Raw genomic sequence first — 13,272 nt, 5'->3', positions numbered from 1 at the left:
ACAGAAAAAGAAAACGTTTGCGTAGGGATTTCCGTGCCCTACAGAAATAAAAATGGCGCTGAAAAAACATTCAACGCCATACTGCCTGACGCCTCTTCAGGGCGTATCCGGCAAGGGTTTCAGCAGGTTAACCCGCCTGCCAGCTCGCCCAATCAGAGCGGGTGGGATTTTAATTCGGGCTATATCCCATAACCACGCCGCTCAGACCAGAAATCTGCTGCAGCTCGCCGAGTTGCCCCTTCAGCTTGTCTTTCGACGCATCCGGCCCCACCAGAATACGGGTAATTTTACCCTGAACCGGCGTGGATGGCGATGTCCAGGCTTTAAAGCCCGAGGAACGCAGCTTACCGACGATTTCGTTAACCTTATCGGCATTCTTCAACGCCCCCAACTGCACTACATAGGCTTTCCCGGTCGGCGCCGGAATCGCGGCCTGCTGCTGTTGCGGCTGCGGTTGCGTTTTGGCCGGAGGCGGCGTCTGCGCGACCTGCTGAGGCTGCGGTTTCTCAACCGGCTTCGGCTGTGGTTTCGGCTGCGGCTTGGCGGCCACCACCGGCTCCTGGACTTCATCGAAGCTATTGTTGTTTACCGGGACGCGCGACGGATCCAGCGATGGCGCCGCGGCGTCTCCCGCTCTCACCTCTTCCGCGGCACCTTCCGGCGGCTGCGAAGGCAGCGCCTGAGTAGCCGCCGGCAGCATATCCGGCTCATCGCGATCGCCCGGCTTCGGCACCAACGGGATCGCCGCAAACTCATCCTGATAATGTTTTTTCTGGCCATCGAGCAGACCCGGGAGAATAATTACCCCCAGCGCTACCAGTACAATCGTCCCGACTAAACGGTTCTGAAACTTACTCGCCACCGATTCTCCCCGCGTCTATCTCTTCCATTACATGCGCCACCGTGTGGAAGGAACCACACACCAGCACCGTATCTTCGGCTTTGGCATCCGCCATAGCGGCATGCCACGCCTGCGCTACGCTGTCATAACGTTGGCCCGCGCGCAGATGCGCAATCAGCTGGTCCGCCGTGGCGCCGCGCGGCCCTTCCAGCGGCGCGCAGTACCACGCGTCTACTTCAGGCGCCAGATTCGCCAGGGTTCCGGCGATATCTTTATCATGCAGCATACCAATAACCGCCAGTACGCGCCCCGTTTTCGCTAAGCTTTTGAGACGCCCGGCGAGATAAGCCGCCGCGTGCGGGTTATGCGCGACATCGAGGATCACCCGCGGCGCGTCGCTGATAATCTGAAAGCGGCCCGGGAGCATGGCGTGATGAATGCCGTCGCGCAGCGCCTGTTCAGCGACGTTAAGCCCGCTGGCGCGCAGCGCCGCCAGCGCCGTCGCGGCGTTGGGCAATGGAACCTGCGGCAGCGGCAGCCCTGCCAACTCGCCCTGACCATCGGTAAAGTTCCATGACTGGTCTGTCACGCTATAACGCCAGTCATGGTCGCGGCGCAGCAGCATCGCGCCCTTTTCATTCGCCACGTCGGCAATCGTCTGCGGCATATCGGGCTCGCCCACCACCGCCGGTTTACCAGCGCGGAAGATACCCGCTTTTTCACGGCCAATGCTTTCACGATCCGGCCCCAGCCAGTCGGTATGATCCAGCGCGATGCTGGTGACCACCGCGACGTCGGCATCGACGATATTCGTGGCGTCCAGGCGTCCACCGAGGCCCACCTCCAGGATAACCACATCCAGCTGCGCCTGCTTAAACAGCCATAGCGCGGACAGCGTGCCAAATTCAAAATAGCTCAGCGAGATATCGCCGCGCGCCGCTTCGATTTCGGCAAATGAGGCGGTATGCGCCGCTTCCGGCAGCTCGGCACCCTGGATACGCACGCGTTCGGTATAGCGCACCAGATGCGGCGAACTATATACGCCAACTTTATAGCCCGCCGCCATCAGCACCGATTCCAGCGTTCGGCAGGTGGTGCCTTTGCCGTTGGTACCCGCTACTGTAAAGACAAACGGCGCCGGTTTTAATATCGCCATCCGTCCGGCGACTTCGCTCACCCGCGCCAGTCCCAGATCGATGGCTTTACTGTGCAGATGCTCCAGATAAGAAAGCCACGTAGCCAGGGGCGACGTGGCCTGAGGAATAGGATCTTTTTCCATGATGTCCGCGAGAGTTAACGGTAAAAAAAAGGGCAGCGCCTGTCGGCCCTGCCCTCTGCATTATCAGGCCTCTGGTTCCTGATCCGGTACCGGTGGTACCACCTCGCCCTCGTGAGGCGCATCGGCCTGCGGCGAAGGAAGGTTCATCAGTTTCGCCAGAATGCTGGCTAATTTCAGACGCATTTCAGGACGACGGATAATCATGTCGATCGCCCCTTTTTCAATCAGGAACTCACTGCGCTGGAATCCCGGCGGCAGCTTCTCACGCACGGTCTGCTCGATAACGCGAGGACCGGCGAAGCCGATCAGCGCTTTTGGCTCGGCGATATTCAGATCGCCCAGCATTGCGAAGCTCGCGGAGACACCGCCCATAGTCGGGTCGGTCAGCACGGAGATGTACGGTAAACCGCGCTCCTGCATTTTCGCCAGCGCCGCGGAGGTCTTCGCCATCTGCATCAGCGACATCAGCGCTTCCTGCATACGGGCGCCGCCGGAGGCGGAGAAGCAGATCAGCGGGCAGTTGTCTTCCAGCGCCTGCTCAACCGCGCGGACGAAACGCGCGCCAACAACGGAACCCATCGAACCGCCCATAAAGGCGAATTCAAATGCCGCCGCCACGACAGGCATCCCGTGCAGGGTGCCTTTCATCACCACCAGCGCGTCTTTCTCGCCGGTCTCTTTCTGTGCAGAGGCCAGACGGTCTTTATACTTTTTCGAATCGCGGAACTTCAGCACATCCTTTGGCTCGAGCTCGCTACCCAGTTCCACGAGAGAACCTTCGTCCAGCAGGCTATGCAGGCGGTTGCGCGCCGACATACGCATGTGGTGATCGCACTTAGGGCAAACCTCCAGGTTGCGCTCCAGCTCTGCGCGGTACAGTACCTGACCGCAGCTGTCGCACTTGGTCCATACACCTTCAGGAATACTTGCCTTACGGGTGGGGGTTATATTGCTTTTAATTCGTTCAATCCAGCTCATTGATAACCTTTCTACCTGAACCTGGTCGATGCCAGTTTTGTCGCAAGGGGCGCATAATGCCACTTTTGCCCCTCACAGACCATGAATGTTGCACATTAAATCATAACATCCCGTAACATGGGATAAAAAAGTGGTCGAACCGCTCACACTTTGCGCGCCGGACGTCATAGCAACGCCCGGCGAGAATGCCGCTAAGGGCTTATTTAGCCTGCTTTGCCGCCGCCCGGCGGTGGCGAATCACTTCGATAACGCCAGGCAGTACCGACAGGACGATAATCGCCACGATCAGCAGCTTCAGGTTTTCCTGTACGATCGGTAAATCACCGAACAGATACCCGGCGTAGGTGAACAGCAGTACCCACAGCAGCGCGCCAACCACGTTGTACGCCGCAAAATGACGATAGGACATGTGACCCATTCCCGCCACAAACGGCGCAAAGGTTCTGACGATCGGCACAAAACGCGCGAGGATGATGGTTTTGCCGCCGTGGCGTTCATAGAAGGTATGGGTTTTGTCGAGATAGCTACGACGGAAAATCTTCGAGTTCGGATTGCTGAACAGCTTTTCGCCGAACAATCTACCGATGGTGTAGTTCAGGGCATCGCCAACAACGGCGGCAATGACCATCAGCGCGACCATCAGGTGTACGTTGAGATCGTTAGTTGGCAGCGCGGAGAGCGCGCCGGCGACGAACAGCAGAGAATCTCCGGGCAGGAACGGCGTCACCACCAGGCCGGTTTCGCAGAACAGAATCAAGAACAGTATGGCGTAAACCCAGACGCCATACTGTGCGACCAGCTCCGCAAGGTGCACATCAATATGCAGGATGAAATCAATCAAAAAATGAATCAGGTCCATATTTGTCTTAGCCTTTAGTGACAACCGCCCCCTGTTACGGGGGCGCTGATATTAGTCCGCCAAAAACAGCGGGCCCATCGGCATCACCGGCAGGTCGAAATGGGCCGGATAATCCACCGACACCAGATACAATCCTTCCGCTTTCGCCGTCGCGGCAGCCAGAGTCCGGTCCTTCGCCGCCAGCAGTTCTGCAATCCAGCTCTCTGGCTGGTTTCCGGCGCCTACTTCCATCAGGCTGCCGACGATATTCCTAACCATATGATGAACAAAAGCGTTCGCTTTGATATCCACCACCACATAAGCTCCGTGACGGGTCACGTTGATATGCATCACGTTACGCCACGGCGTACGCGACTGACATTGCACCGCGCGAAACGAGGTGAAGTCATTCTCGCCAATTAAACACTGCGCGGCGCGATGCATCCGCCCGGCATCCAGAGGGTGGTAATAATGCGTCACCCCCTGACTTAACACCGCCGGGCGCAGGCGGTGATTATAGATGACGTAGCGGTAACGACGGGCCGTCGCGCTGAAGCGGGCGTGAAAATCGTCCGCAACATGCTTCACCCAACGCACGGCGATGTCACCAGGTAAATTCGCATTTACGCCCAGCGTCCACGCGGCGTCTTTACGCTGAGCGCGGGTTTCAAAGTGCACCACCTGGCCGGTACCGTGTACGCCGGCGTCGGTACGCCCGGCGCAGAATACGTGTACCTGTTCGGCCGCCACCTGCGACAGCGCCTTTTCCAGCTTTTCCTGCACGCTGCGCACTTCGTTTTGCCGCTGCCAGCCGTAGTATTTGCTGCCGTCGTACTCGATGCCCAGCGCGATTTTATACACCGGCTGCTGCTGTGGTTCAGACATCAGTACAAATACTCCTGAACCAGCTTCTCGGCGATTTTCACCGCCATCAGCGCGCCGCCAAAGCGCACGTTATCGGCAACCGACCAGAACTGAATTTGCTCGGGCATGCCGTAATCGTTATGCACGCAACCGATGGACAGACGCGCGTTACCGGAAGCATCGCCGACCTGCGTCGGGAACTCGCCCTCTTCAGAAAGCTCGATATCCTCGCCGCGGGTAAAGGCGTCGCGCGCCTCCTCCGCCGCCAGCGGACGCAACGCTTCAAAATTCACCATCTGCGCATGGCCATAGAAGACCGGCGATTGCACGACGCTTGCGGAAATCATCAGGCCGTCATCCTGCAGAATTTTGCGCGCTTCATCGACGATACGACGTTCTTCGCGCACGCTACCTTCGCGATCCGGGAGAATCGGCAGCATGTTGAAAGCCAGCTGGCGCCCAAAGAAATCGTCTTCATCAATCGGAATACCGTTCAGCAGCTTCGCGCTCTGCCCCGCCAGCGCATCGACCGCTTTTTTCCCCTGCGCCGAGGCAGACAACAGGTTGGTAACGGTAATACGCGACAGGCCGCCATCATCGATCAGCGGCTTCAGCGCCGTCAGCAGCTGGCTGGTCAGGCTGTTTGGTACCGCAATCACGTTACGGTTGCGGTAGTCGCCGAGCACGAACGGGTTGACGTCCGGCACCACCAGCGGCACGTCCGGCTCCAGCGCAAACAGGCCGCTAAGATCGATAACCAGACAACCGGCGTTGGTGGCTTCTTCGACATACGCCGCGCTGGCTTCGACGCCCGCGGCGAAGAAAGCCAACTGGGCCTGGGTCCAGTCAAAGTCGGCGGCGTCCTGCACGATGACCGATTTGCCACCATAACGCAGATGTTCGCCCGCGCTTTCATTGCGCGCCAGCGCATAAATTTCGCCTACCGGAAACTGGCGTTCAGCAAGGGTTTCAAGCAGGGCTTCGCCTACGGCGCCGGTTGCGCCCAGTACGGCAATATTCCAGCCTTCAGACATGGTGGTGTACTCCAGAAAATAGCGACCCTGCCGGATTATCCGACAGGGGCATTAAGAAGATATTAACGAACAGGATGATGTACGGCATTAAAACCGAGCTGACGCAGCAGCGTCGCTGCTTTTTCATCGCTGCACTGTACGTACAGGGAAGACCATTCGCGGCGTTCCTGATAATTTTTGCGCAGCTTGTCGAATTCGCCGGCAATGCCTGCCACTTTACGCAGCGGCGCATCATCGCGGCGCACATCATACACCAAATGGACCAGCCTTTTCAGCGTCGCCTGATCGAGTGGGCCGTGCAGAGTGATGCGGCCAAATTCCGGCGCCGGCAGTAGCGTATCCAGCGCCACCTGCTGCGAATGGCCAATAAACGCGCTATAGGCTTCAAAAACCTGGGTGGTGCCGCGCGCTTTGCCTTCAAGGGTATAACCGGCGATATGCGAGGTACCGATATCGACACGCGCCAGCAACTCGGTATTCAGATCCGGTTCGGGTTCCCAGACGTCGAGCACCACGCTCAGCTGCTGCCCGGCCTGCAAGCGCTTGAGCAGCGCCGCGTTATCCACCACCGGCCCGCGGCAGGCGTTAATCAGGATCGCCCCCGGCTGCAGGCGGCTAATCAGTGCTTCATCGGCCAGATGCAGCGTTTTATACGGCCCGTCTTTAAACAACGGCGTGTGGAAAGTCAGGACATCCGCCTGCTGCACCAGCTCGTCCAGGCTGCGGAAGTCGCCTTCATCGCCACGATCGGCGCGCGGCGGATCGCAGAGTAATGTTTTAATTCCCAGCGCTTCCAGACGTTTTTGCAAACGCCCGCCAACGTTGCCGACGCCGACGATACCGACGGTACGATCAGCCAGCGCGAATCCGTCGCGCTCGGCGAGCATCAGCAGCGCCGAGAAAACATACTCCACCACCGCGATCGCATTACAGCCCGGCGCGGCGGAAAAGCCAATCCCCGCCTGCTGTAACCACGCTTGATCGACATGATCGGTGCCTGCGGTGGCGGTGCCGACAAACTTAATTGCCTTACCGGAGAGCAGCGCTTCATTCACCTTAGTGACGGAACGCACCATCAGCGCGTCGGCGTCGGTTAACGCTTCCTGCGGAATGGGACGACCGGGAACGGCCTGCACGTCTCCCAAACGGCTAAAAAGCTCACGCGCATAGGGCATATTTTCATCAACGAGGATTTTCACGGTTCAGTACCTGTCTGAGAACGAGAGTAAACCGGGGAAGTGTGCCATAATCTGGCCGCCAGGAACATCATCACCCGGCTTAAGTACAGCACTACGGTAAGGATTCATCATGACACCACCCGTTTCAGGTATGTCCGATCGCCCTCCGGGGACTGGCCCATCCGGCGCATCCGCCGTGGGCCCAAACGCGCTCACCATGCAGCAACGCACCGTTCTGGAGCGGCTGATAACGCGTCTGGTGACGCTGACATCGCAGCAAAACGCCGAAGTGTGGGCCTGCGTGAAGCACGATCTGGGTCTGAAAGGCGACACGCCGCTGCTGGCGAGCCATTTCAGCGCGGCTGAGAGCAACCTGAATCAGCGCTTAAGTATCGCTCAGCAAAACCACCACCATCGGCAAATTCTCGCCCAGCTCAGCGAACTGCTGACTCAGGGAAATAACCGTCAGGCGGTGAGCGATTATATCCGCCAGAATTACGGTCAAACCGTGCTGCATGCGCTAACCCAGGCGCAGCTGGAGAACGTGCTGCATCTGCTGCAAAACGGCCAGTTGGCGATCCCGCAGCCGCAGCAGCGTACGCCGACGCTGCGCCCTTTGCTGCCGGCGGAACATAACACCCTGAATCAGCTAGTGACCAAACTGGCCGCCGCAACCGGCGAATCGAGCAAGCTTATCTGGCAATCAATGCTTGAGCTGTGCGGCGTGAAATCCGGCGAGCTGATCCCCGCCACCCACTTCACCCCGCTCTCGTACTGGCTGCAGGCGCGACAAACGCTGAGCGCGCAAACCGCGCCGACGATGAATTCGCTGCAGGCAGCGCTCAAGCAACCGCTGGAAGCGCAGGAGTGGCAGAAAATCGCCGATTTCGCGCAAAGCAGCTGGCAGGTGACGCCCACGACGACCTTAACCAGCCCGCAGGTGCTAACGCTATTAAATAAGGTATTTGCGCTACGCGTAGCCCGCGCCCAGGCGACAATGGCAATTACCCCGGTCGAGCCCCTGCCCGCCCCCCATCCGGTGTATAGCAAAAAAGCGTGGACGGTGGCGATTGCCCTGCTGGTGGTGATTATTCTGCTGTGGCTGGTGCTGTAAGCTAAAAACAATCATGGCGGCCAGAACGCCGCCATGATGCGATTACTTACGCAGCGTCAGTAAAGTGACACCAATGCCCAATACCGCGCAAATCGCCCCGGCAAGGAACACGGAAGCATAGCCAAGCGAGGTGGCAAGCAGGCCAGCCAGCGGGCCAGTGACGCCGTAAGAGATATCCTGAAACGCGGCATAGCCGCCAAGCGCGGTGCCGCGAACCTGGGCCGGAACCCGTTTGACTACCTCAACGCCCAGCGCCGGGAAGATGAGCGAGCAGCCGCAGCCGGTCAAAGCGGCGCCCGCCAGCGCCACCCAGGCGCCCGGCGCTTGCCATAGCAGCGTCAGACCAATCGCTTCAATCAGCAGTGATACCATCGCCACCTTAATGCCGCCAAAGCGATCCGGCATCCAGCCGAACAGAATACGCATCAGGACAAAAGCGCCGCCAAACGCGGTCAACGTGAAGCCGGCCATCGCCCAGCCGTGGCTGGCGAAATAGAGCGAAACAAAGGTGCCGATTACCGCAAAGCCGACGCCCTGCAGGCCGAGACCAATCCCCGGCCGCCAGATCATGCCGATGACGCTCCATAGCGAAGGACGCTCGCCGCCGTGAGCGGGAACTTTACGGACCGTGCCGTTAATCGCCCACGCCAGCAACGGCAGCGCCATCGTGACGCAGGCCAGCGTCGCCACGCCGAAACGGCTGTAAATCAGCAGCCCCAGCGGCGCGCCCACCGCCAGCGCCCCATACATCGCCATGCCATTCCACGACATCACTTTACCGGAACGACGCGGGCCAACCAGCCCTAATCCCCAGCTTAAGTTACCGGTCAGCAGCTGGCTTTCACCAAAGCCGAGAATCAAACGGCCCAGCACCAGCAGGCCAAATTTGGCCATCACCGGCACCGGCAACAGCGCCGCCGCCAGCCAGGCGCCGCCGGCCAGAGCACAGGCCAGCATTCCTTGCAGTACCGAGCGTTTCGCGCCGTACTGATCGGCAAGTCTCCCGGCATAGCCGCGGGTTAAGACCGTGGCGAGAAACTGGATGCCAACGGCCACGCCGACGAGAGTGTTGCCAAAGCCAAGATCGTGATGCACAAATAGTGGGATAACCGGTAGCGGCAACCCCACGGTCATATAGGTCAGAAAAACCGCAAAGGTAATGCGAAATAGCGAGAGATTCTCTGAAGCGTTGTTTATCGTTTTTGTCGCTGCGGACATGCGTTACCCCAGTTTTGCAGAGCAAGGCGAGAAGATGGAATGAGAATAATGGCGAGCAATTTGCCTTCACTCGCCGGGCGCTGTCAAGACGTCAAAAAAAGGGGAGCCTGAGGCTCCCCTGGTTCTGTTTCGTACCAATTAGGCGTTGTATTTACGCATAACCAGAGTAGCGTTGGTGCCGCCGAAGCCGAAGCTGTTGGACATCACGGTGGTCAGCTGAGCATCGGTCGGTTTGGTGACGATGTTAAGGCCGGCAGCCTGCTCGTCCATCTCTTCGATGTTAATGCTTGGCGCGATAAATCCGTGCTCCAGCATCAGCAGAGAGTAGATGGCTTCTTGTACGCCTGCGGCGCCCAGAGAGTGGCCGGTCATCGCTTTGGTGGCGGAGATAGCAGGGCTATTGTCGCCGAAGACTTCGCGGATAGCACCCAGCTCTTTCACGTCGCCTACCGGAGTAGAAGTACCGTGGGAGTTCAGGTAGTCGATCGGGGTATCAACGCCGTGCATCGCCATCTGCATGCAGCGCACTGCGCCTTCGCCAGATGGAGCAACCATGTCCGCGCCATCGGAAGTCGCGCCGTAACCGACGATTTCCGCATAAATATGCGCGCCGCGCGCCAGCGCGTGTTCCAGCTCTTCAACCACGACCATGCCGCCGCCGCCCGCGATAACGAAACCGTCGCGGTTCGCATCATAGGTACGGGACGCTTTGTCCGGAGAATCGTTGTATTTAGTGGACAGCGCGCCCATGGCATCGAATTCACAAGCCATTTCCCAGCACAGCTCTTCGCCGCCGCCGGCAAAGACGATGTCCTGTTTGCCCAGCTGAATCTGTTCTACCGCGTTACCGATGCAGTGTGCGGAAGTGGCGCAAGCGGAGCTAATAGAGTAGTTGACGCCGTGGATTTTAAACGGCGTGGCGAGGCAGGCAGATACGCCGGAAGCCATCGCTTTAGTCACAACGTATGGGCCCACGGCTTTCAGACCACGCGGGCTACGCATGGCATCGGCGCCGAAGACCTGGAATTTCGGGGAGCCGCCGCCGGAACCTGCAATCAGGCCGACACGCGGGTTGTTCTGGTATGCTTCCGGCGCCAGACCTGCGTCGGCTACCGCCTGCTCCATGGACAGATAAGCATAGATAGATGCATCGCTCATAAAGCGAACTACTTTGCGGTCAATGAGGCCCGTGGTATCCAGTTTGACGTTGCCCCACACGTGGCTACGCATTCCTGAATCCTTCAGCTCCTGAGAGAAAGTGATCCCTGAACGTCCTTCACGCAGAGATGCCAGGACTTCCTGCTGGTTATTACCGATGCTGGAAACGATGCCCAAGCCAGTAATCACTGCACGTTTCATTCAATACCTCTGTAAGTCGCACTATTTTAAGTTTCGAGTCGCACAATAGCGTACACTTGTACGCCGAACAAGTCCGATCAGCCATTTTGTGTATAAATTTGCGCCTTCTGGCACACATCGTTAAGATCGCGCTACGCCTTGTGATTCGAGTAACTTACGTGAAACAAAACGCCATACAACCCGCCAACCTGGAATTCAACGCTGAGGGTACACCTGTTTCCCGAGATTTTGACGACGTTTATTTTTCTAATGACAACGGTCTGGAAGAGACGCGCTACGTTTTTCTCAACGGCAACCGGCTTGATAGCCGTTTTCCAACCCACCCGCGCCCGCTGTTTATCGTCGCGGAGAGCGGCTTCGGCACCGGGCTCAATTTCCTGACGCTGTGGCAGGCGTTTGCTGTTTTTCGTCGCGATAATCCGCAGGCTACGCTGCAAAGATTACATTTCATCAGTTTTGAAAAATTTCCCCTGAAGGCCGACGACCTGCGCCTGGCGCACCAGCACTGGCCGGAACTGGCGCCATGGGCTGAACAGCTACAGGCGCAGTGGCCGCTGCCAGTCGCGGGCTGCCACCGCCTACTGCTCGACGATGGCCGCGTTACGCTGGACTTATGGTTTGGCGATATCAACACGCTCACCGACCAGCTTGATGATTCGCTCAACCACCAGGTCGACGCCTGGTTCCTCGACGGCTTCGCGCCGGCGAAAAACCCGGATATGTGGACGCCGGGGCTGTTTTCCGCCATGGCGCGTCTGGCCCGCCCTGGCGGTACGCTGGCGACTTTCACCTCCGCTGGCTTCGTGCGCCGCGGGCTGCAGGAGGCCGGCTTTAGCATGCAAAAACGCAAAGGCTTTGGTCGCAAGCGCGAAATGCTAATCGGTGAATTGACCGCCGACGTTCCGACATTCGCACGGACGCCATGGTTTGCCCGCAGCGGTAGTCAATCGCGCGAAGCGGCGGTGATCGGCGGCGGTATCGCCAGCGCCCTGCTCTCGCTGGCGCTGCTGCGTCGCGGCTGGCAGGTGACGTTGTACTGCGCTGACGATGCGCCCGCCAGCGGCGCATCCGGCAATCGTCAGGGCGCGCTGTATCCGCTATTAAGCCAGCACGACCCTTCGCTGGCGCGCTTTTTCCCGGCGGCGTTTACTTTCGCGCGCCGCCTCTACGACGCCCTGCCAGTGGAATTTGATCATCAATGGTGCGGCGTAACCCAACTCGCCTGGGATGAAAAAAGCACGCAGAAAATCGCCCAAATGCTGGCTTCAGATTTACCGGCGGAGATCGCCTGCGCGGTGACGGCGGAGCAGGTTGCTGAACTGACCGGCGTTGATACTGGCTGCGGCGGTATCTCCTATCCGGCCGGCGGCTGGCTGTGCCCGCAGCAGTTGACGGCAGAATTGCTGGCGCTGGCGGCGACACAGGGATTACGCAGCCACTACGGTTATCCCGTCGAAACGCTCAGCGCGGAGGGCGACGGCTGGTTGCTCAATCAGCAGCATCGTCATCAGGCGGTAGTACTGGCGAACGGACATCGCCTGACTGATTTTGCCCAGACCAGGCAGTTACCGGCTTATCCGGTCGGCGGCCAGGTCAGCCATATCCCCACCACGCCGGGGCTTTCCGCCCTGCGCCAGGTGTTATGTTATGACGGCTATCTGACACCGCAAAACCCCAAGAATCAGCAACACTGTATCGGCGCCAGCTATCATCGCGGCAAGACGGATACCGATTTCAGCGCCGAAGATCAGTGGCAGAATCGCCAGCGCCTGATTGATTGTTTCCCGCAGGCGGCATGGGCAAAAGAGGTGGATGTTAGCGGCAACGAAGCCCGCTGCGGCGTACGCTGCGCCACCCGCGACCACCTGCCGATGGTGGGCAACGTTCCGGATTATGAGAAAACGTTGACGCAGTACGCCACGCTTCACCAACAGCAGGAAAATGTCGGCAGCGCGCCGGTCTATCACAATCTGTTTATGCTCGCGGCATTGGGATCTCGTGGGTTGTGCACCGCGCCATTGAGCGCCGAACTGCTGGCCGCGCAGATGAGTGAAGAACCGTTACCGCTGGATAGCGAAACCCTCGCGGCGCTGAATCCGAATCGGCTGTGGGTGAGAAAACTGCTGAAGGGAAAAGCGGTAAAATAACGCCGGCTTGCGCCTTATACCGACCTGGGTTTAGTCGCCCCGGTAGGCGCAGCGCGACCGGGGAGAGTCTCCGGATGTGGGCTACCGCCTCATCCGGATGACATCATTTATCAGGCCTGATTTTTCGCCTGCTGGTACAGGTTATTCCACATCCCTTGCACCAGAATCTGATCCGGCGGCGATAGTTCGCCCGCGCTGATGGCCTTTTCCAGGCTGCTGGCGACTTTATCATTAATCGCCTGCGCCGTATGTTCCCCTTCCCCTTCCAGCTCAGCCACCGCCAGCGTCAGGTGGCCGCGCAGATAACCGCCAGCAAACAGTTCGTCATCACTGGCGTGGTCTACCATATCGTCAATTAACGCCAGAATGCGTGATTCAAACTCCGCGATCATCGTCTTTCCTCTTTCATTTGTAGAACGTGG

Annotated in this window: 12 protein-coding genes; 2 read left to right on the top strand and 10 right to left on the bottom strand. The window is 58.8% G+C overall.

Annotated elements, in window-relative coordinates:
- Window positions 1-169 precede the first annotated feature (169 nt).
- The 7 genes from dedD to pdxB form a co-directional block, all read right to left on the bottom strand.
- Complete coding sequence (gene dedD / locus ABLV08_RS13505; RefSeq protein WP_015365556.1) at window positions 170-862, bottom strand: cell division protein DedD; 693 nt, start codon at window positions 860-862, stop codon at window positions 170-172.
- Entirely contained in the window at window positions 852-2,120 is a 1,269-nt protein-coding gene (gene folC, locus ABLV08_RS13500) for a bifunctional tetrahydrofolate synthase/dihydrofolate synthase (protein ID WP_015365555.1), read from the bottom strand. Before folC ends, dedD begins: the two co-directional genes overlap by 11 nt.
- 63 nt (window positions 2,121-2,183) lie before the next feature.
- Window positions 2,184-3,098: an acetyl-CoA carboxylase, carboxyltransferase subunit beta gene (accD, locus tag ABLV08_RS13495; protein WP_015365554.1), complete on the bottom strand. Its 915-nt coding sequence runs from the start codon at window positions 3,096-3,098 to the stop codon at window positions 2,184-2,186.
- Window positions 3,099-3,297: 199 nt separating this feature from the next.
- Window positions 3,298-3,957 carry a DedA family protein gene (locus ABLV08_RS13490; protein ID WP_015365553.1) on the bottom strand — a complete coding sequence of 220 codons (660 nt, stop codon included), beginning with the start codon at window positions 3,955-3,957 and terminating at the stop codon, window positions 3,298-3,300.
- 51 nt (window positions 3,958-4,008) lie between these two features.
- Window positions 4,009-4,821, bottom strand: coding sequence for a tRNA pseudouridine(38-40) synthase TruA (gene truA, locus ABLV08_RS13485; RefSeq protein WP_015706174.1), 813 nt, complete (start codon window positions 4,819-4,821; stop codon window positions 4,009-4,011).
- Window positions 4,821-5,834, bottom strand: a complete 1,014-nt coding sequence (locus ABLV08_RS13480) for an aspartate-semialdehyde dehydrogenase (RefSeq protein WP_015365551.1) — start codon at window positions 5,832-5,834, stop codon at window positions 4,821-4,823. The genes truA and ABLV08_RS13480 overlap by 1 nt, the downstream gene beginning before the upstream one ends.
- 62 nt (window positions 5,835-5,896) lie before the next feature.
- Window positions 5,897-7,033 (bottom strand): 4-phosphoerythronate dehydrogenase PdxB, encoded by a 1,137-nt coding sequence (gene pdxB / locus ABLV08_RS13475; protein WP_015365550.1) that lies wholly within the window; start codon window positions 7,031-7,033, stop codon window positions 5,897-5,899.
- Window positions 7,034-7,142: 109 nt separating this feature from the next.
- On the opposite strand from pdxB, the gene flk reads away from it, so the two are divergent.
- The gene (gene flk / locus ABLV08_RS13470) at window positions 7,143-8,126 is read left to right on the top strand and encodes a flagella biosynthesis regulator Flk (RefSeq protein WP_063410962.1); all 984 of its coding nucleotides are present in this window, start codon (window positions 7,143-7,145) and stop codon (window positions 8,124-8,126) included.
- Between the two features lie 42 nt (window positions 8,127-8,168).
- On the opposite strand, the gene ABLV08_RS13465 is transcribed toward flk, so the two are convergent.
- Together ABLV08_RS13465 and fabB are read right to left on the bottom strand one after the other, a co-directional pair.
- Window positions 8,169-9,344, bottom strand: a complete 1,176-nt coding sequence (locus tag ABLV08_RS13465; protein ID WP_032715048.1) for an MFS transporter — start codon at window positions 9,342-9,344, stop codon at window positions 8,169-8,171.
- A gap of 138 nt (window positions 9,345-9,482) precedes the next feature.
- Window positions 9,483-10,703, bottom strand: coding sequence for a beta-ketoacyl-ACP synthase I (gene fabB, locus ABLV08_RS13460; protein ID WP_015706178.1), 1,221 nt, complete (start codon window positions 10,701-10,703; stop codon window positions 9,483-9,485).
- 158 nt (window positions 10,704-10,861) lie between these two features.
- On the opposite strand from fabB, the gene mnmC reads away from it, so the two are divergent.
- On the top strand, window positions 10,862-12,850 hold the full coding sequence (gene mnmC, locus ABLV08_RS13455) for a bifunctional tRNA (5-methylaminomethyl-2-thiouridine)(34)-methyltransferase MnmD/FAD-dependent 5-carboxymethylaminomethyl-2-thiouridine(34) oxidoreductase MnmC (protein ID WP_348855948.1): 1,989 nt from the start codon (window positions 10,862-10,864) through the stop codon (window positions 12,848-12,850).
- Window positions 12,851-12,960: 110 nt separating this feature from the next.
- Here the strand turns inward: mnmC and ABLV08_RS13450 are convergent, their stop codons facing one another.
- Window positions 12,961-13,242, bottom strand: coding sequence for a YfcL family protein (locus ABLV08_RS13450; RefSeq protein ID WP_015365545.1), 282 nt, complete (start codon window positions 13,240-13,242; stop codon window positions 12,961-12,963).
- Window positions 13,243-13,272 lie beyond the last annotated feature (30 nt).

The organism is Klebsiella sp. CN_Kp088 (assembly GCF_040064335.1).
Classification (GTDB): Bacteria; Pseudomonadota; Gammaproteobacteria; order Enterobacterales; family Enterobacteriaceae; genus Klebsiella; species Klebsiella aerogenes.
This window is presented reverse-complemented; position numbering and strand designations above follow the sequence as displayed.

Coding starts and splice junctions, on each gene's coding strand:
- folC (WP_015365555.1), bottom strand. CDS start 2,120: ATGGAAAAAGATCCTATTCCTCAGGCCACGTCGCCCCTGGCTACGTGG.
- accD (WP_015365554.1), bottom strand. CDS start 3,098: ATGAGCTGGATTGAACGAATTAAAAGCAATATAACCCCCACCCGTAAG.
- ABLV08_RS13490 (WP_015365553.1), bottom strand. CDS start 3,957: ATGGACCTGATTCATTTTTTGATTGATTTCATCCTGCATATTGATGTG.
- truA (WP_015706174.1), bottom strand. CDS start 4,821: ATGTCTGAACCACAGCAGCAGCCGGTGTATAAAATCGCGCTGGGCATC.
- ABLV08_RS13480 (WP_015365551.1), bottom strand. CDS start 5,834: ATGTCTGAAGGCTGGAATATTGCCGTACTGGGCGCAACCGGCGCCGTA.
- flk (WP_063410962.1), top strand. CDS start 7,143: ATGACACCACCCGTTTCAGGTATGTCCGATCGCCCTCCGGGGACTGGC.
- ABLV08_RS13465 (WP_032715048.1), bottom strand. CDS start 9,344: ATGTCCGCAGCGACAAAAACGATAAACAACGCTTCAGAGAATCTCTCG.
- fabB (WP_015706178.1), bottom strand. CDS start 10,703: ATGAAACGTGCAGTGATTACTGGCTTGGGCATCGTTTCCAGCATCGGT.
- ABLV08_RS13450 (WP_015365545.1), bottom strand. CDS start 13,242: ATGATCGCGGAGTTTGAATCACGCATTCTGGCGTTAATTGACGATATG.